This window comes from Acetobacter sp. DsW_063 (assembly GCF_002153745.1).
Classification (GTDB): Bacteria; Pseudomonadota; Alphaproteobacteria; order Acetobacterales; family Acetobacteraceae; genus Acetobacter.
The window spans coordinates 1-17212 of sequence record NZ_JOPL01000065.1 but is presented as its reverse complement, the minus strand read 5'-3'; the positions used below and the strand labels follow the sequence as shown (position 1 = coordinate 17212).

Sequence of the window (17212 nt, the reverse complement as noted above, 5' to 3'; positions counted from 1 at the left end):
ATCACAACCTCTCGCTCACTTCAATAAATTAATAGGTCCTGAGCCTAAAGTGGCGTTTGGAAAAATGTTTTCATCAGCGGCGATCTTTACCTCTGGTCCCAGATTGAGCCTGACGGTATTTGCGGACTTTGGGAGTGTCGTTCGGTTTCAGGAAAACCTTCAAGCATGTCGCTTTACGGGTTCGGAAAGCATGGCGTCGATCTGCGCCGCTGATCCGGGCCGCCCAAGCATGAACCCCTGAATGAAGGGGATATCATTGTCACGCAGCCACTCCAGTTGCTCGTTCGACTCCACGCCCTCGGCGACCACATACACATTCATATCCGATGCGAGACGGGCGATGGTGCGGACAATAGCTCCGACCTTCCTGGACTGAGGCAGGTCCCTGATGAAGCTGGCGTCGATCTTTATGCCGTCGACATCGAAGCCACGCAGATATGTCAGTGACGAATAACCGGTTCCGAAATCGTCCAGCACAATACGGACGCCCATCCGCCTGATGGCGTCGAGTTGACTTACGGTTCCTGCGCTGGCGGCGAGGAACACCGTTTCGGTCACTTCCAGAATTAAACGCTCGGGCTGGATGCCTGTATCCCTGATGCAGGCCCGTAATACCGGAACGAAACGCCCGGAGTGCAACTGTCTGGGAGACAGATTTACCGCGACAGGGATTGGCTCGCGCCATGTCATAGCTTCAAGGCAGGCCGCGTAGAGTACAAACGCACCGAGTTCTTCGATCAGGTCATTCGTTTCGGCGATGGCGATGAATTGTCCGGGGGAGAGAACGCCGCGCGTCGGATGCTGCCAGCGTACAAGCGCTTCGGCCGAGACCACTGCGCCGGTGATCGTGTCCCGCACCGGCTGGTATTGGAGAAATATCTGATGGCTGTCGAGCGCGGTGGACAGTTCCAGGCTCAGGCGCATACGGCCAAGATATTCCGTCTCCATCCACTCGTTGAACATGACGCATACATTTTTGCGCTCTTTTGCCTGATAGAGCGCCAGATCCGCGCGGCGAATCAGCAGATCCGGGCTGCCTCCATGTTCCGGGAACAGGGTCACGCCAATGCTTGCGCTGGGCTCCAGGGACATCTCGTTCACACGATAGGCCTCATGCAACAGGATGTTGAGTTCGTTGCTGACGCTGAGGGCGGTAGCTTCGGTAGCGCCGGAGAGCAGCACAGCGAACTCGTCTCCGCCAAGACGTCCACCGAAATCATTCGGGCCGAGAGCCCCGCGTAGCCGCTGGCTGATGATGCGTAACAGGCTGTCGCCGATGGCGTGTCCCAAATCGTCGTTGACGCGCTTGAAGTCGTCTAGATCGATTAACAGCAGGGCGAAAGGTTCGCCTGCGAGGCATATCTCGTTCACACTTTCGACAAAGGCGCGGCGGTTCAGCAGGCCGGTCAGATCGTCATGTGTGGCTAAATATTGGATGCGTTGCTGCGCTTCCCACTTCTCCGTGATGTCGGAACCTATGCCGCGAAAGCCATTGAACAGGCCATCGCGGTCATGAGACGGATGGCCGGTCAGACTGATTCGCCGTGGACGAGCCTCGTCTGGGGCCAAAACGGTGAGGTCACGGAATGCTGTGTGGTCGGCGAGCAGCGAGCCCAGACTCCGCTCCTCTCCGGGCGCGTTGACGAGGTTAAGTTCAGCGAACGAGCGTCCCTCAAGATCCTTGGTTTTTTCGTCGATAAGTAGCAGCCACATGCCTGCGCTGACGTTGCGAAGCCGACCGCTGGCGTCGGTTTCCCAAGTCCAGTCTGTGGAGACTTCCTCATATTCACGCAGGAAGATGTGCAGCGTTTCATGTTGCCGCTCGAGATGCAGACGTCCTAGCGAACGGTCGAGAAGCAGCTTGTTCATGTAAACAAGCCCGACGAAGACGAACGCCAGGAAACCGAGGAAGGAAAAGATCGCGACACCCTGCATCGGCTGCAGGTCGATAAGGATCGCGCATGAGCAAAATAGCGTCGTGGGGATATAGAACGCGAGAGCCGCTCCGATGGGGACGCCCAGCATCGAGCTGGAAAGCAGGCCCATGATCAGACCGATGACGATCCCGTGTTGATCGGGACGGGCGCGAAGGGCCATGAGGTTTGTATAGGCGCCCCACGCGAACGCCAGCATGATCAGAATCCAGAAAGCGGCGTTGATGAAAGCCGAGTCTTCCTGATCGCGCCTCCAACGCCATGAAGTCGCTCCCAGAGCTGTGTAGAGCGTGACGATCAACCCGCATAAAAATGCGGTTGAGCGATCGAACTGTTCGCGAAATCCGAAGGTGAAGAGGAGGCAGCTTCCAATCCCGAGACCGATGAAAAGAATGACCATATCCGAGAGAATCACGGCCTGTTCGTGACGCAGAGCGCGACGGTTCTCTCCCGCCTGACTCAGGCGAAAAAAGCGCCAGATTCTCGGGAGGTTCCCGGGGTAACGGAGGTGGATATCGTCAGCCCTGTCTTTCATAGTTTTCGTCCGAGCATCGCTTTAGTCAGCTTGGGGACAAACATGGCCGTCTGATGCCGGTATTCCATATATCCGGCCGCCAGCGCAGAAGACGAGAAACGACGCTCCTCCGAACGCGCCAGCAGCGCGTACCAACCGATAAATGCGCCGCATACAAGCCATTGAACGCCCCCGACGCCGACAGCGGAGGCGACCCAGAAAATCATATAGGAAAGGTAGAACGGATGGCGTGCGAACGCGTAAGGGCCGTGGCGATAGAGTGTGTCCGCGTCAGCCTTCGAGTGCGCGATGCGCGGAGGCAATGCGCGGGTGGTTCTGGCCGTCCACCAGAAGAGGGCGAAAGATGCCCCGAATAGCGCGATCGCAATGGATGTCGCGCCTTCTGTCAGAATGTCTTCATGGCGAAGGCAGAGAAGAAATGTTGCATACCCCAACGCATTGAAGACAGAGAGCGCTTGCATGCCCCAAGGCGTTGCGGCGCTTTTGCGAAAATGGGCGACGACGCCCCACACGAAAGAAGCGAACGGCACCAGAGAGGTAAGCGCCAGAAGAGTCGCCTCCATGGTCATTGCGGGGCCAGGAGCGCAAGCGCCACGGGCTCGCCGGAAAGAAAACCCTCCAGTGGACCGGTTGCGCCCGCAAATGGATCGAGAATTGGGTAAGTAAGGCGAGTCACGTCGTAGCGTTCGCGGTCGCACGCCATCAGCAGCATTGGACAGTGCAGACCGGGATAAGGGCGCAATCCCGTTTTGGATGAATATCCGAGGCGCTGGTAGAACGAGACGTGTTCCTCGCGCACACAGGCTAGCAAAATCTCCGCGTCGGCGGCGATGCCGATATAGGCCGCCATGCGGTAAAGCATGAAAATCAACCCTGTGTTGTTCAGCGCTGACGGGCTGCGAACAAGGCGGGTGGTCTCCACTGCGCGAAATCCTCCATGGCCGTTGGGCCTGTTGCCGGCGAGAATACGCTCCACCTCTTTAGGGAACGCATGAGAGGCCGGGGAGGCGCCGCGGTGTCCGCCTTTAGTCGTCAGCAGGCAGGTTCTAACTGACCCAACGGGCACGCCAAATCGATACAGGACCACTGTGCGGCTGTTCGGAAGGAAATCGTATTCATCAAAGAAAAGTTCGTCGCCATTGGGGGAAATGTAACCGAAGTACAAATAGCTTTCGTAACGCAGCCGAAAGGCGTCCTGACGCGTTTTCGGGTCCAGCGCTACGCGCGCGACGTAATTGGATGTGTGCGATGAAGCCAGAAATGGGGCCAGAGGGTGATCCGCGGAATTAATACGGGCGTTTTGGACTGGGGACATATTCGGTCGTCCCTGTCTTTGGTTTCCCACGAGCATTGTTCCCTCGGCTCCGACTGCGGTCATCGGATAAACGAAAGTTTGGAAAGAATGGTTGATCTGAATCTGGTCAAAACGGCTAATGAATTCAAATCTCTCAACGAAGGTGAGATTCTGAACGGTTATTTAGACGGATTCTACGGCGGACCAAAGCCCGGATACGATTCGTCGGAATCTTATCGTCGTGGCTGGGTCGACGGTCGGACAGATTCTGGGCTGGAGCCAGCCGATGAGACACGGTATTCCGACGCCGGTCCGCTCGCCGTGTCCTGATGGATGTGTTTTGTATTTATGGTTTCTATTAAAATTGAAAACTGAAGTTGGCGTAATTCGCCCTCATATATTGTCGTCGAGCAAAACAAGGCAGCCTGTAGCGATCGGCTCCTATATTTTCCGAGGTCAGACAGAGCATCGCTGGAACGCAGACATTGCAAATGACGCCGATACAGACACTATTATTAATATAAATATCGAATAAATAACTGCATTTTGAAGATAAAATGATAGAGATGGACAGTTCACGTTCCGCGTTTGCTGTCCTCAATCGCCTGTCGAGCCGCCGTGGCAATCTGATCGACCCGCTCGTTCTCGGCGACGCCTGAATGACCGCGCACCCATTTCCAGGTCACTTGATGCTTTTTGTCGGCGTCGAGAAGCCTGCGCCACAGATCCATGTTCTTGACAGGATCCCCCGCGGCATTCCGCCAATTCCGTCGGACCCAGCCTGTATGCCAGCGCGTGATGCCGTTTTTGACGTATTCGCTGTCGGTGTGAAGGTTGACGACGCAAGGGCGGGTCAACGCTTCAAGAGCCTCACATGCAGCCGTCAGCTCCATGCGGTTGTTCGTTGTCTCAGCCTCGCCGCCCGACAACTCGCGCTCCCGCCCCTTGAAGCGTAGCAACACGGCCCATCCGCCGGGGCCGGGATTCGGTTTGCAGCCGCCGTCCGTCCACACCTCGACCACGGAGGCGGCGTCTTCAGTCGACAGCGCTGAGGCGCCACCGCCCTCGAGATCTGTGCTTTCAGACACCATAGACTCCGATCGTCGGGGTGGCGAGGTGGAAGCGGAGCCGTCTGACATAAGCCATCGGGTCCTTGCGCGTCACCAAGGCCCCGGCGGGCGTGTTGAGCCAGTCGTACAGGCGAGTGAGGCTGAAGCGCATCGCGGCTCCGGCTGCCAGCACGGGGAGCGCTTCGCGCTCCGCCGCTGACAGTGGTCGTACACTTTCGTAGCCTTCCAGCAGGCGACGAGCGTAAGTCACGTTGAAATCGCCCTGATCGTTGAAACACCATGCGTTGAGACAGATTGCGACATCATACGCCAGCAGATCCGTGCATGCGAAATAGAAGTCGATCAGGCCGGAAAGCTCATCCCCGAGGAAGAAGACATTGTCGGGAAAAAGATCGGCATGGATATGTCCGTGCGGCAAATCCGGCCGTCCGGCCACGCCGGGCCAATGAGGCAGAATACGGTCCAGAGCCGCTTGCAATTCGTCGATCAGGCCAGGAAAGGCAGATGAGGCCCGCTCATTCTTCGCGCTAGCCCTCAGTAACGGCGGCCATGCTTCCGGCCCAAGTCCGTTGGCTCGGACAGGCGCGTAACCGCTGCCAGCGAGATGAAGGCGGCCGAGAGCGGCGCCAAGAGGCGCGCAATGATGCGCGTGCACCTGTCGAGGCCACACGCCGGAAAGAAACGTGGTGATGGCGGCCGGACGTCCGGCCAAGTGGCGTAGCGCCTCGCCGTCGCGCCCTGCTACGGGCAACGGGCAATTCAGTCCCTGCCCCGCAAGGTGCTGCATCAGGCCCAAGAACCAGGGCAGATCATCGGGATCGACCCGTTTTTCATAGAGCGTCAGGATGAAGTCGCGCTGAGCTTCATTATGCGCTGTGCGCAAGACGAAGTTGCTGTTCTCAACGCCTTCCGCGATCCCGCGAAAGGCCACCAGACCGCCGATGTCATATTCGGTCAGGAACGCCGCCAGAGCGTCGTCCCCGACATCCGTGTAAACCGCCATACGAGTCCGGTGATCAGCCGAGCGGGGCGGGAAGACGGAAAGTGACGTTCTCTTCCTTCACCGTCCGTTCCTCGATCTTCAACGTGTAGCTTTTGGCCAGAGCCGTGACCATTTCTTGCACGAGAGCCTCGGGGGCGGACGCCCCGGCGGTGATTCCCAGTGTCCGTACGCCTTCCAGAACCGACCAGTCCAGCGCAGCGAGCTTGGGCACTAGCAGCGCGCGCTTCGTGCCGGAACGCTCCGCGACTTCACGCAGACGCTGGGAGTTGGAGGAGTTCGGAGAACCGATGACGATCACCAGATCGCAGTCAGGAGCGATCGCTTTGACTGCTTCCTGCCGGTTGGTCGTCGCGTAGCAGATGTCCTCGCGCTTCGGGCCTTCGATCAGGGGGAAGCGTGAGCGAAGAATGTCCACGATCTCGGCGGTGTCGTCGACCGACAGCGTCGTTTGCGTGATGAAGGCGAGGCGCGCCGGGTCGGCGGGCTGCACAGTGCGGGCTTCCTCCGCATCATTGATCAGTGTGACGGCGCCGGGCGGCAACTGGCCCATGGTGCCGATCACTTCGGGGTGGCCGGCGTGCCCGATCATCAAGATGTGGCGCGACTCGGGACCGCCGTCAGCGTAGTGACGTTCGGCCTCACGATGAACCTTGGAGACGAGTGGGCACGTCGCGTCCAGATACAGCAGGTTGCGTCGCGCAGCCTCTGCCGGGACGGTCTTGGGGACGCCATGCGCCGAGAAGACAACGTGACCGTCGGCCGGAACCTCGTCCAGTTCTTCGACGAAGATGGCGCCTTTGGCTTCCAGCTCTTCGACGACCGTGCGGTTATGCACGATCTCGTGGCGGACATAGACCGGCGCGCCGTAGGCGCGGATTGCTTCCTCAACCACGCGGATGGCCCGGTCCACACCGGCGCAAAAGCCGCGCGGGCCCGCCAGAATGACCCGTAGATCGCGCGCCGCGCCAGCCGTGGCGCGGTCGTCGTCGGCAAGGGTGTCAGAGACGGTGAGCTGATCGGGCATTGTCTTCCCCAGGCGGTCGGCGGACAGGACGAACGGCCGCCGAGAAACGGTCGGGGCCACACTGCAAGATGGGTTTGTCCTCGCCCTACGGCAATACGCGCCTCTTGTGCAAGCGGTAACGGGCGCCGGACATGTCTGCGGGCGGTGAGCGACGCCTCGTCAGGATGGCGTCGACAGGGGTTTTTCGCCATGAAAGCGCGCTGACAAGATGGACGGGTTTTCATGTCGTGACATCTGTTGAATAGTCGCCATCTGTGAAGCGCATGGCGAAGCCCGTATGCTCTTCCGAACGTTATGCATGTTTCTTCAGAGGTCGCCCGTTGCATTGGATCAGTCGCCAGCGCGTCGAACGCCCGTCAGTCCGGACCCTTTCATGACAGCTCCAGCCACTCGGATTTCGGTTATGTCTCGCTACACGGAAACCACTGAATTTTTCTTCGCCGCCCGCCGTGCAGGCTCATACGTTCGACGCAGGGGGCTGCCTGCCACGCTGGCGTTGGCGTCGTGCTTCGGCATCGCCGCCTGCGGCTCGGACGACGCGGACATGCGTTTCGCTCCGACATGTCCGACGCCGCACATTCCGGCTGAAGTAGGGGATTATTACGCCTACGCTGGCGGCAAGACAGATTTTGCGCACCTGATCATGCGGGCGAGCATCACGCGCCTGGGCGGCGACTGCATCGCGGGCGGCCCAAAAATGCTGAAGACGAGGGTGGGTCTGCATATCGTTGCGCGTCGCGGCCCTGCGCCGTGGACAGGCGACCTGACGTTGCCGTGGTTCGTAGCTGTGGTTCACAATGACAAGATCGTCGGCAAGCATGTCTTCATCCAGCCGGTAACATTCCCCGCGAACGCCTCAACCGTTGAATTCGATACGTCTTTGACCACGGTTGACCTGCCGGTGAAGCCGACGAACGGCGACAACGATTATCGATTCGAGTTGGGATTTCAGCTTACGCCAGCGGAACTGGCCTATAATCGCGACCATGGCGTCACCGCAGCCTTCAAGTGACGTTGCCGGGTGGAAGCACTGGGGCGATTGCAAAATAGTGTAACCACGCCCTGCGCATGCGTATTCCTCTAGCGAGCTTATTAGCCAGCTTGCGGCGGGCCGATCTCTTGGACGTTCAAACACCATTGCTTTTACGTTCAGCTCCGAATGCAGCGCCTCGTGCAACCGGAGCGGAATTGCCACGCAACATGCGTTGCTCTGCTTGTCGTTCCATCGGGCGTGCCGCAATCGATGAGGAACGGCGAAGCGAATTTTCGGAGCGTTGTTAAGATAGCAATGAGCCGCGGAACTGCGCACATGGTCCGGTCGTGCAGCAGGTTTGAGCCATATCTGAGTGTTTGTGTTTCGCGTTCGATTGTCGCGGGGATGGAAGAAGATACGGTTTTCGTTCGGTAACATCACCATGCACGGACGCGAACTCGTTCTGATTGCGTAGCGTCAACTCTTGAAGGCGCATGTCGCCTGACCGACCGAAATCATCTGCACGGGCACGGATGTGCACCCGTGCCGCGGGCGCACATTTACCGTGAGGCCCGAGTGAGCCGATAGGCCGTCAAAACCGGAAAATGAAGTTCGACTGATAATAAGTGCCGCTGGAAGCTCCCGCGCGCGCCATGCCGGAAGAAACCATGAAGCGAGAAACATACTGCTGCCACGTAACATGTGGAAGGATTTGCCATGTCAGCGACGCCTGCGGCGCCATGCCGATGAAGCCGCCATGCAACTGATGTGCGAAGGTGTAGCGTCCTGAGCTCATATATACGGCGTCGTTGGTGCTTTCCCGCCACAGCAGAGGGTATTTGACCTGCACAGAAACCTGCTTGAATGGTGAGAAACGTACCAATGGGGCAAGGCTGACAAGGTTCGATCCCGAGAGATAGGTTGTGGTGTCGAGGTAGTTCGTCTGGGGGTTAAAGGGTACGATAAATGTGCCGACATTCCCGGTTTTTCTAGCGTCGTCTCCACCTGAGTAAAGATCCGTCTGCAGGCCCAGAAAGGGGCTGGTCGCCAACTTGAGTCGATAGCCGATCAGTGTATTCACGGCGAAAGCGTTCACTGACCGAGGCTTGTTGGAACTGGCGTATTGGAAAACTCCGCCCTGCCATGTGCCGCCAATCGAGAATTCGATAGGCCCCGCGACGCCGTAGTAACGTCCGCCGAAATTGTTGCGTGTGGTGGAGCCCGATGACGAGCTCGTCGCCGTGGCTATGGCCGCGCCAGATCCTGCGAGTTTGTAACCTATGTAATAGAGATCCAGAAACGAATAGCCGTCGCCGCCGAGAAAGCGAAAATCCGGCGGCGCCCAGGTCATGTCGACTCCGTAAAGGCGATTTTTGTAGTTTTCCGTGTCCTGGAACATTCCGGTCTGGGAGTCGTCGGTCTGCACGAAATCGTAGGCGTCGATGCGAAAACGAGACCAGATGGAATAGGCGCGAAAACCGTTCCACGATAGCGGGACGTTGGGCGTTTCACGATTGTAAAGCAGATATGTGGGGGCGTCCAAAAACTGCTGGCGACCGAAAAGGAAACCTGCGCGTGCGCCGAGAAACTTTCCGCTGAGCTCTACGAACGCCTGCTGCACGTCGAGACGCTTGCGATAGGTCGTCCCGTAGCCGTAAGCAGCCCATCCCGCAGCGTCTCCGTTAACCAATTGGCCAAAGAAGCGCAGATGGGAGCCCAGATGCAGGTCTACGCCATAGAGATTGCGCACGCCAAAACGACCTGAGTCATTTGGGGTTTTTGTTCCAAGCATTGGTCTTGTTTCGAACCAGTTGCGCAGTCGCGTCTCGCCCGAGAATGAAAGCCAGATGGAGCCGCTCTCGTTGAGTGGGACGTATTTCAGCCAATCGAAAGGATCGCCCTTGCGGACATGATGGGGTCTGATGCCGGTCCAGTCCTGTCCCCAGGGCGTCATGCCGGAAGGACCGAAGCCAGAGGCTTCCCCTGTGCCGCGATTGAACACGAGGTTGTTGCCGTATGAGGTCGTGATTGTCGTCAGCGGCTGCCCGGGAAAGCCGGCATAAGGTATCCGCCCTATCGGCGTGCGTCGTACGGTGCGCGGCGCCACGACTGACGTTGTTGTCGGGATGCTGGCGGGGATAGCGGTCGCTTGTGTGGAGGGCGATTGAACGACCTTGCCAGGCGACCGGTGTGTGGTCGCCGCATGTGAGGCGGTTTGGGCGACCGCGGCGCCGCAGGACATTGCGATTGTGGCGACGGTGAAGGCCGAGAGGCGGGGGAGGATATTATTCACTACTGCTCACCGTTATATATGCAATATGCGACGCTTGTTAATGACATTTTGCATTGTGTAATTAATAACGCAATATAGTGGTGAAAATAATATTTTATCGACGCGTCGCGTAATGTTTCGGTTTATGGCGAGATTGAACGGGTTGAGAATTTTCCAAACACAAACGGGGAGTTTTTTATATATATTTGAAAGTAAATGAAAATTTCTTGGATTCATGCTTTAGATAATGAGATAAATTATTTACTATAATAAATGGTGAATTTCGAGACGATAAGAGCAAAACAGTTACGGACGCCGCCGTCGGGCCAATTCTGTTCGCGTAGTGACGAGGCTCGTATTGATTGTGGTGTGAGTTAGTCGCGCTGCGTGCGCGGTGCGGGCGGCTTAGAGTGTCGGTGGGTATTTTTCGCGACGTCCGAGATTGCCTCGCACACCCGGATTCTATCAAAATATGTCTACACGCGCCTGCCCGGCATAAGCGGGGCTCATTGGCATGAAAGGCGCGTAGCCGCGCGAAACCGGTAGCGAGAAGCGGTTATCCGGCATGGGTTCATGCAAGGGCAGGGTTCGTCACCCCTTCGTTTTGGTCATCGCCTGTAACACGACACCCATACGCCGCCCCGGCTCTCTGCGGTGCGCCCGTTGCCGCATGGCTGGAAGAAAGCTAATCGGAAGGGAGATCAAAGCCGGATCGAGGTGGCGGCGCATCTCGCGTCGAATACGATCGGCTATATCAGCGGAGCCGGTCGTCGGCGCCGACGCAAGTGTATGGAGTATTCTCTGCGTGCGTGAGCCTCCCACGAGACCCCGGTCTGCCGAGCGAGCGCGGGGGGCAACCTCTGCCTTGCGTCCCCGTATATCCGGGATCGCGGCGCGGGCGGCGATCCGCAAGGCAGGACTTTTCCTGACCGCAGCGAGTGTGCTCTCCGCATGCGGCGGCTCAGGTGGCGTGAAAAAGTCTCCTCTGTCGCTGCTGGGGTTGGGGCAGGCTGCACGTACCGGCTATGTCGGTACGATCGTTGCCGATGAACCGATCGCGGCGCTCGCCGCCCACGACGTGTTGTTGAGGGGCGGGAACGCAGCTGACGCAGCGGCGGCTTTAGGTCTTGCCTTGTCTGTTACGCTTCCTTCGCGGGCCTCTTTGGGCGGAGGTGGGGCCTGTCTGGCCTGGAAGCCCGGCGATCGGGATGGTGGCAGGGCGTTCCTCTTCCTCCCCACGGGCGATGCGCCGCAGGACGCACAGCAGACGTCGGCGTCTCGTGCCGATCGTCCTGCGTCAGCGCCGATGCTGGCCCGTGGTCTGTATTTGATGCAGATTCGGTATGGGAGCGTCGATTTCGCCGATCTTACGCGCCCGGCGATCAGTCTGGCCCGCGCCGGTTTCGAGGTCAGCGGGCAACTCGCTGCGGATCTGTCTGTCGTGCAGGCGCCGCTTCTGGCGGATGACGGCGCGCGAGCCATCTTTGGGCGCGCCGACGGTTCGGTCCTTAAGGCGGGCGATATTCTCCGGCAACCGCGCCTCGCCGGATCTCTTGAGCGGATTCGCAGTGGCGGTGTGGGCGATCTCTACACGGGCGCCCTTGGGCAAACGCTCGTTGCGGCAAGCAATGCGGCGGGCGGCGGCCTGACGATGGCCGGTCTGCGCAGCGCGCTGCCTGTCTCGGTCGCGCCGCTTACCGTGACGTCAGGCAATGTCAGCGTATCGTTTCTTCCTCCGCCTGCGGACGGCGGTTATGGCGCTGCGGTCGCATGGCTTGGACTGGCAAACGGGCAGGGAAGCTCCAGCAGAGGGCGGCAGGCTGTGGCCGCATGGCGCGCCAGCGAAGCTGGCAGTTCTGTTAGTACGCAGTCCGCGCGCGCCGAGGCGTTGCTGAGTTCCGGACATGCTCCTGCCAGCGGCGGGACGTTGCCCAGCCTGCCAGCGTCGACGTCCTTCGCGGTGGTCGATCGTGACGGCGAGTCAGTCGCATGCGCGCTCACGATGAACAACCTGTTCGGCACAGGACGTATGGCGGGTTCGACGGGTATCGTTCTTGGCGCGTCGGCTGCGCATAAACCCGGTCCGCTGCTTGCCGCTGCGATCGCTCATCGCCGGGCGGACGTATTCCTTGCCGCCTCGGCCGCCTCAGGCCAGGCCGACGCCGCGGACGCTGCGGCCGCTGCTCTGACCGGTGCTCTGGGCGGCAACGTCAAGGCGATGTCGCCGACGACCGAAGCGGGGCGCGCCAATGCCATCTCCTGTCCTGGCGGCCTGCCCGGCGAGGGTGAGCGCTGTCGCGGTTGGACCGACCCTCGTGGCGGCGGCTACGTGTCTGCGAGCGACGGTTCCTGAGGCGGGGCCGTCGGGTAGAGGGGGGCTATTCCGCCCTTCGATAACAATATGAAGGACGCCCTTATCCGCCGCCGAAACTGCGGACAAGGCTTCCGGCAACCAATTGCCATCCGTCCACCATCACGAAAAAGATGAGCTTGAACGGCAATGATATGGTGGCAGGCGGCAGCATCATCATGCCGAGGCTCATCAAGACGGTGGCGACGACGAGGTCGATCACCAGAAACGGAAGATAAAGCAGAAACCCCATTTCGAAGCCGCGACGTAGCTCGCCGATCATGAAAGACGGGATAAGTACGCGCCAGGGCGTATCGGCTGCCGTCGCTGGCGGGTGCAGGTTGGCGAGGTGGAAAAATGTGGACAAGTCCGCAGGACGCGCATTCGCGAGCATGAATTTTCGAAAGGGTTCCGCTGTCGCGCGGATCCCGTCCATTTCTGCCAGACGACCGTCCATCATGGGCGCTACGCCGTTCATCCAGGCCAGATCCAGCGTCGGCTGCATGACGAAGAAGGTCAGGAACAGGGCGAGGCCGATCAACACGGTGTTGGGCGGCGTTCCCTGCGCGCCAAGGGCGCTGCGCAGAAGCGACAGGACGATGACGATCCGCGTAAACGCGGTGACCATCACCATAAGGCTGGGAGCCAGCGAGAGAACCGTAATCAACGCTGAAAGTTGAATCAATCGCCCCGTAGTGCCTGGGCCGCCACCTTGTCCGAGGTCCAGATTGATCGACTGAGCCTGTGCAGCGTGAGGCTGTAAACAAAGCGCAACACCGACGACGATCGCATATCCTGCGGCACAACGGAGCAAACGACTTATGGCGTTGGCTGTTCCTTGCGTCGCCCGCGTTTTCACGATTCCGCCTCCTCGTTCGGAGCCCATCCGACTACGAGGTCATTTGGCCCCCCGGTGAGGATAAGGAGTCTCTTGCCGTCGCATGTCAGGACATTCAGGCGTCGCTTCGGATCGATGGCGAGAGATCCTGCCACGACGACGCCTGCAACCGTTTTCCCGTTTGGTCGTAGGCGGTCGGCAAATTTCCATCCGTGGCGGCTGAGCAGGATCATCGCGACGACCGCGACGAGCGCAAGCAGGGCGGAGACGGCGTCGTGAAATCCCATTCGCATGTTCCGTGGCTGATGCGTATGGACGTCATGTGGACTGCAAAAGCTAACGAAGTATTTAGCGAAAGATCCAATTCGAAAATATAAACAAAAAATCCAGAATATAATGTCAATTAACGTATTTTCAGCTTTTGATGCTCATGATCGACACTTGGGATGAAGCGTTAAGTGAACTGGAGAACGTAGGTGCTGGAGGCTTCTCGATCAGTTGCTGGCGGGGTCGATATTTTTGGCCTCGCTCAGCGCCGCATGCAATGGCTGGAGGCACGCCAGCAAGTTCTCGCAGGCAATGTCGCCAACGCGAATACGCCGGGATACGCGCCACAGGACGTCGCACCATTTGACGGGATGATGGGACAGTTCGATATCCCGCTTGAAACGACATCCCCAAAACACATCCCTGTTGGGGTGCGCGGAAGAATGCAGAAAGTCACAGGTATTGACGAGCAATCGCCTGATGGAAACCGCGTTTCCCTTGAAACGCAGATGGAGATGGTGGCTGACACCGGAGATCAGCAACGCCTCGCGGCCAATGTTTACACGGCATACAAGACGATGCTTGGCGCTGTTTTGGGAAAATGACGGTCTAAAAAATGGATATGACGTCAACGCTGAATATATCCGCTGCGGGAATGGACGCACAATCGCAGCGTCTCCGTGTCGTGGCGGAGAACCTAGCCAATCAGGATACTACCGGCTCTACGCCGGGAGCAGATCCATACCGACGCAAGACCATCACTTTTCAGAATGAAGTTGATCGACAAAGCGGAGTCTCGACAGTCAAGGTGCAGAGGATCGGTCAGGACATGTCTGATTTCGAAACCGAATATAATCCATCTCATCCCGCAGCGGACGCGCGTGGCTACGTGAAGAAGCCGAACGTCAACACGATGGTGGAGGTGATGGATGCGCATGAAGCGCAACGTTCGTACGAGGCTAACCTGAATACATTGCAGGCGACGCGCTCAATGATGACACGCGCGATTGATCTGCTTAAATGATAATTGAACCGAACTCGGCCAACTCCCTGGCTGCGGCCGCGTACGCGCGCACTCAGGCGAGTGCCGCTGCTTTGGGCGATTCTGACGCGACGTTTTCCGGAGAGGGTGAGAGCGTCTCGGGATTCGGCGCCGCGTTGGAAAGTGCGGTCGAAGATTTTTTCAGTTCCAGTAAGGCCGCAGAGAAAAAAGCGTCTTCAGGACTGAAAGGCCAAGGTAACTTGACCGATATCGTGACGTCCGTATCCGAAGCGCAGATGGTTCTGCAGACCGCGTCGGTAGTGCGTGATCGCGTTATCCAGTCATATCAGGAAATCATGCGCATGACGATATAGTATTTAATTCGCTTTTTATATTCGAAAAGAAGTTCAATGAATACGATAGATATTGCTAATATTTTACGTGAAACCCTATTTGTGGCGGTGAAGGTCGGAGCGCCCACTCTTCTGGCGTCATTGGCTGCTGGCCTATGTATATCCATTTTGCAGGCGGTTACGCAGATCAATGAGTCCACGCTTGCATTTTTGCCAAAATTTCTAGCATCTATGGCGGCGTTGTTGTTTTCTGGGTCTTTTATGTATGAGACGCTGATAACATATACGCGGCATATCTTTGATCAGGTTATCGTCGCAGGCGGATCTTGAGTGACGACCTTACGACTTTGATCGCGGAATTCCCAGCACAGGTAGTGGTCTTCGCCGCGATACTCTCCAGAGTCGGAGCGATGGTCGTTACTATGCCTGGGTTGGAAACAGAGACGCCGAATTCAGTGAGAGCTGCTCTGGCGATGGTCATATCGTTTCTGATGTTTCCACTTTTGGCGAAATATTTTTCTGGAACCAACGCGATCGATATCCTCGACCCGGGGCGAATGATCTTGCTTATCGGCGGCGAATTGTTGAACGGGGCGCTGGTTGGCTGGCTGGCTCAGTTGATGGCGCTTTCGTTTCCAATTGCGGCGCAAATACTTTCAACGTTTACAGGTCTGTCGAACGTCCTTCAGCCTGATCCGGCTCTTGGTTCACAGGAGACGCCACCAAGTCGTTTGGCTTCGATCCTAATCCCTATAGCACTTTTTTCGTCAAATCTCTATGTGGTGCCCCTGCGGGCGTTGGCAGGAAGCTACAATGTGTTCCCGCCGGGACATTTTCCGTTTCCGGGTGATGCTGCGAGAAGCGTTTCTGAAACAACGTCTCACTCGTTTCTTCTGGCCTTCCAGCTTGCCATGCCTTTCGTTTTGATTGGTACGTTATGGCCAGCCATGCTGGGGTTATTGAATCGTTTTTCTCCATCATTGCAAATTTACTATCTTGCGATGCCTGCCCAGATGCTCGGTGGAATTTTGCTGCTGGCGTTGTTCATGCGCGGCATGCTGGAGGCGTGGACAACTGCATTCGCGGCGTCCCTGAATGGTCTTCCTGGGATAGGCATATTTTGATGATCATAAACCCGTATCACAAGACATGGAAAATGCTTAGGAACAGATCGACGATTTCTGATTATGGCTGAGGATGATTCAGGCTCGAATACCGAAGCTCCGACCGCTCAAAGATTGGTGCGCGCCCGTGATGAGGGTAACATCGCGCAGTCGCGGGAATTGCATCTTCTGTCCAGCCTGGGTTTTGCGACGTTGGCGCTGACCATGGCGCTCCCTGAAGGCTCTCGAGATTTTGTCATCAGGATGCGTGGGCTGATGGCCAATAGCTCGCAAATAGATCTCGACCCCGAGAGCGTTGCGAAACTATCCTGGTTGGGTGTTCGCATGATGCTGGTGGTGGGAGCGCCCATTGTGGCAGCGGCTTCTTTGGGCGGCGTCGCTACGGCGCTTCTGCAGTCCGGGTTTCTGCTCCGGATGGAGGCCTTGATCCCCGACATCGGTCGCTTAAACCCGCTATCGGGAATAAAACGTATATTCAGCGTCAACAATGCCGTCGAGGTGATAAAATCTCTTGTAAAAATTGGTATATTTTCTTTTCTCTTGTTCGGCGTTATTCGTGACACTTTATCTGCCGCCATGGTGTCACCAGGATGGACGGTGGAATTATTTACCCGGCAACTCTACGGTTTTTTTATCAGATCTGTAGCGACGATCCTGGCGGTCCAGGCGATCATCGTCGTTTTGGATGAAGGATGGACCCGTTATCGGCGCATGCAGGACCTGCGTATGAGCAGGCATGATATACGTGACGAGATGCGGCAATCCGAGGGCGATCCGCATGTGAAGGGGCGGCTCAGGCAGATACGCATGAGCCGGTCACGAAAACGAATTCGAGAGGCCGTTAAGACCGCGACTGTGGTCGTCACAAATCCGACCCATTACGCCGTCGCATTAGCTTACGATTCTGGCGTCAATGCAGCGCCGCGCGTGGTTGCAAAGGGCGCCGACGAACTGGCTGCGCGCATACGTGAATTCGCTTACGAGGCGCGAGTGCCAGTCGTGTCCAACCCTCCGCTTGCGCGAAGTCTGTATACACTGCCGGAAGACGCTGAAATCCCCTACGAGTATTTTCAGGCTGTAGCTGCGATCATCGCATATGTCTGGAAGCTTAAAAAACCTGCATCGAATGCCCTCCCCCCTGTGCACTAGGGCCTGTTATGCCTTGAATGACGGAGCGAAGTGCCCAGCTTTTT

18 protein-coding genes are annotated in these 17212 nt (G+C 57.7%); 9 read left to right on the top strand and 9 right to left on the bottom strand.

All coding sequences use genetic code 11. The annotated features are described in order from the left end of the window. Window positions 1–159: 159 nt before the first annotated feature. Genes HK28_RS09535 through HK28_RS09525 form a run of 3 tightly spaced genes read right to left on the bottom strand, consistent with a single transcriptional unit; the run spans window position 160 to window position 3784 of the window. Entirely contained in the window at window positions 160–2469 is a 2310-nt protein-coding gene (locus HK28_RS09535; RefSeq protein WP_086644354.1) for a bifunctional diguanylate cyclase/phosphodiesterase, read from the bottom strand. After that, window positions 2466–3038 carry an isoprenylcysteine carboxylmethyltransferase family protein gene (locus HK28_RS09530; protein WP_086644353.1) on the bottom strand — a complete coding sequence of 191 codons (573 nt, stop codon included), beginning with the start codon at window positions 3036–3038 and terminating at the stop codon, window positions 2466–2468. The genes HK28_RS09535 and HK28_RS09530 overlap by 4 nt, the downstream gene beginning before the upstream one ends. After that, window positions 3035–3784 (bottom strand): N-acyl amino acid synthase FeeM domain-containing protein, encoded by a 750-nt coding sequence (locus HK28_RS09525; protein ID WP_233140464.1) that lies wholly within the window; start codon window positions 3782–3784, stop codon window positions 3035–3037. The genes HK28_RS09530 and HK28_RS09525 overlap by 4 nt, the downstream gene beginning before the upstream one ends. An 87-nt stretch (window positions 3785–3871) precedes the next feature. On the opposite strand from HK28_RS09525, the gene HK28_RS09520 reads away from it, so the two are divergent. Next, window positions 3872–4093 carry a hypothetical protein gene (locus HK28_RS09520; RefSeq protein WP_086644352.1) on the top strand — a complete coding sequence of 74 codons (222 nt, stop codon included), beginning with the start codon at window positions 3872–3874 and terminating at the stop codon, window positions 4091–4093. A 245-nt stretch (window positions 4094–4338) separates the two neighbouring features. Here HK28_RS09520 and rnhA read toward each other — a convergent pair whose 3' ends face one another. Genes rnhA through ispH form a run of 3 tightly spaced genes read right to left on the bottom strand, consistent with a single transcriptional unit; the run spans window position 4339 to window position 6860 of the window. Continuing rightward, window positions 4339–4809: a ribonuclease HI gene (gene rnhA / locus HK28_RS09515; RefSeq protein WP_233140466.1), complete on the bottom strand. Its 471-nt coding sequence runs from the start codon at window positions 4807–4809 to the stop codon at window positions 4339–4341. Between the two features lie 34 nt (window positions 4810–4843). Continuing rightward, window positions 4844–5836 (bottom strand): homoserine kinase, encoded by a 993-nt coding sequence (locus tag HK28_RS09510; RefSeq protein WP_086644350.1) that lies wholly within the window; start codon window positions 5834–5836, stop codon window positions 4844–4846. A 13-nt stretch (window positions 5837–5849) separates the two neighbouring features. Continuing rightward, window positions 5850–6860, bottom strand: a complete 1011-nt coding sequence (gene ispH, locus HK28_RS09505) for a 4-hydroxy-3-methylbut-2-enyl diphosphate reductase (RefSeq protein ID WP_086644355.1) — start codon at window positions 6858–6860, stop codon at window positions 5850–5852. Window positions 6861–7233: 373 nt separating this feature from the next. Between ispH and HK28_RS09500 the strand changes: the two genes are divergently transcribed. After that, window positions 7234–7872: a hypothetical protein gene (locus HK28_RS09500; protein WP_143217385.1), complete on the top strand. Its 639-nt coding sequence runs from the start codon at window positions 7234–7236 to the stop codon at window positions 7870–7872. A 553-nt stretch (window positions 7873–8425) separates the two neighbouring features. Here HK28_RS09500 and HK28_RS09495 read toward each other — a convergent pair. Next, the gene (locus HK28_RS09495; RefSeq protein ID WP_086644348.1) at window positions 8426–10075 is read right to left on the bottom strand and encodes an alginate export family protein; all 1650 of its coding nucleotides are present in this window, start codon (window positions 10073–10075) and stop codon (window positions 8426–8428) included. A gap of 895 nt (window positions 10076–10970) precedes the next feature. Between HK28_RS09495 and HK28_RS09490 the strand changes: the two genes are divergently transcribed. Continuing rightward, the gene (locus HK28_RS09490) at window positions 10971–12458 is read left to right on the top strand and encodes a gamma-glutamyltransferase (protein WP_233140463.1); all 1488 of its coding nucleotides are present in this window, start codon (window positions 10971–10973) and stop codon (window positions 12456–12458) included. Between the two features lie 61 nt (window positions 12459–12519). Here the strand turns inward: HK28_RS09490 and fliP are convergent, their stop codons facing one another. Further along, complete coding sequence (fliP, locus tag HK28_RS09485; protein WP_233140465.1) at window positions 12520–13242, bottom strand: flagellar type III secretion system pore protein FliP; 723 nt, start codon at window positions 13240–13242, stop codon at window positions 12520–12522. A 68-nt stretch (window positions 13243–13310) separates the two neighbouring features. Further along, the gene (locus HK28_RS09480; RefSeq protein ID WP_233140462.1) at window positions 13311–13580 is read right to left on the bottom strand and encodes a hypothetical protein; all 270 of its coding nucleotides are present in this window, start codon (window positions 13578–13580) and stop codon (window positions 13311–13313) included. Window positions 13581–13769: 189 nt separating this feature from the next. On the opposite strand from HK28_RS09480, the gene HK28_RS09475 reads away from it, so the two are divergent. From HK28_RS09475 to HK28_RS09450, 6 genes are all read left to right on the top strand, one after another. Beyond that, window positions 13770–14165, top strand: a complete 396-nt coding sequence (locus HK28_RS09475; protein ID WP_086644344.1) for a flagellar basal body protein — start codon at window positions 13770–13772, stop codon at window positions 14163–14165. 11 nt (window positions 14166–14176) lie between these two features. Next, window positions 14177–14584, top strand: a complete 408-nt coding sequence (flgC, locus tag HK28_RS09470; RefSeq protein WP_086644343.1) for a flagellar basal body rod protein FlgC — start codon at window positions 14177–14179, stop codon at window positions 14582–14584. Beyond that, window positions 14581–14916, top strand: a complete 336-nt coding sequence (locus HK28_RS09465; RefSeq protein WP_086644342.1) for a flagellar hook-basal body complex protein FliE — start codon at window positions 14581–14583, stop codon at window positions 14914–14916. The genes flgC and HK28_RS09465 overlap by 4 nt, the downstream gene beginning before the upstream one ends. Before the next feature lie 36 nt (window positions 14917–14952). Continuing rightward, the gene (locus HK28_RS09460) at window positions 14953–15225 is read left to right on the top strand and encodes a flagellar biosynthetic protein FliQ (RefSeq protein WP_026397168.1); all 273 of its coding nucleotides are present in this window, start codon (window positions 14953–14955) and stop codon (window positions 15223–15225) included. After that, on the top strand, window positions 15222–16019 hold the full coding sequence (locus HK28_RS09455) for a flagellar biosynthetic protein FliR (protein ID WP_086644341.1): 798 nt from the start codon (window positions 15222–15224) through the stop codon (window positions 16017–16019). The genes HK28_RS09460 and HK28_RS09455 overlap by 4 nt, the downstream gene beginning before the upstream one ends. Window positions 16020–16082: 63 nt before the next feature. Further along, on the top strand, window positions 16083–17168 hold the full coding sequence (locus tag HK28_RS09450; protein ID WP_086644340.1) for a flagellar biosynthesis protein FlhB: 1086 nt from the start codon (window positions 16083–16085) through the stop codon (window positions 17166–17168). Window positions 17169–17212: the final 44 nt, after the last annotated feature.

Coding starts and splice junctions, on each gene's coding strand:
- HK28_RS09535 (WP_086644354.1), bottom strand. CDS start 2,469: ATGAAAGACAGGGCTGACGATATCCACCTCCGTTACCCCGGGAACCTC.
- HK28_RS09530 (WP_086644353.1), bottom strand. CDS start 3,038: ATGACCATGGAGGCGACTCTTCTGGCGCTTACCTCTCTGGTGCCGTTC.
- HK28_RS09525 (WP_233140464.1), bottom strand. CDS start 3,784: ATGTCCCCAGTCCAAAACGCCCGTATTAATTCCGCGGATCACCCTCTG.
- HK28_RS09520 (WP_086644352.1), top strand. CDS start 3,872: ATGGTTGATCTGAATCTGGTCAAAACGGCTAATGAATTCAAATCTCTC.
- HK28_RS09510 (WP_086644350.1), bottom strand. CDS start 5,836: ATGGCGGTTTACACGGATGTCGGGGACGACGCTCTGGCGGCGTTCCTG.
- ispH (WP_086644355.1), bottom strand. CDS start 6,860: ATGCCCGATCAGCTCACCGTCTCTGACACCCTTGCCGACGACGACCGC.
- HK28_RS09500 (WP_143217385.1), top strand. CDS start 7,234: ATGACAGCTCCAGCCACTCGGATTTCGGTTATGTCTCGCTACACGGAA.
- HK28_RS09495 (WP_086644348.1), bottom strand. CDS start 10,075: ATGTCCTGCGGCGCCGCGGTCGCCCAAACCGCCTCACATGCGGCGACC.
- HK28_RS09480 (WP_233140462.1), bottom strand. CDS start 13,580: ATGGGATTTCACGACGCCGTCTCCGCCCTGCTTGCGCTCGTCGCGGTC.
- flgC (WP_086644343.1), top strand. CDS start 14,177: ATGGATATGACGTCAACGCTGAATATATCCGCTGCGGGAATGGACGCA.
- HK28_RS09465 (WP_086644342.1), top strand. CDS start 14,581: ATGATAATTGAACCGAACTCGGCCAACTCCCTGGCTGCGGCCGCGTAC.
- HK28_RS09460 (WP_026397168.1), top strand. CDS start 14,953: ATGAATACGATAGATATTGCTAATATTTTACGTGAAACCCTATTTGTG.
- HK28_RS09450 (WP_086644340.1), top strand. CDS start 16,083: ATGGCTGAGGATGATTCAGGCTCGAATACCGAAGCTCCGACCGCTCAA.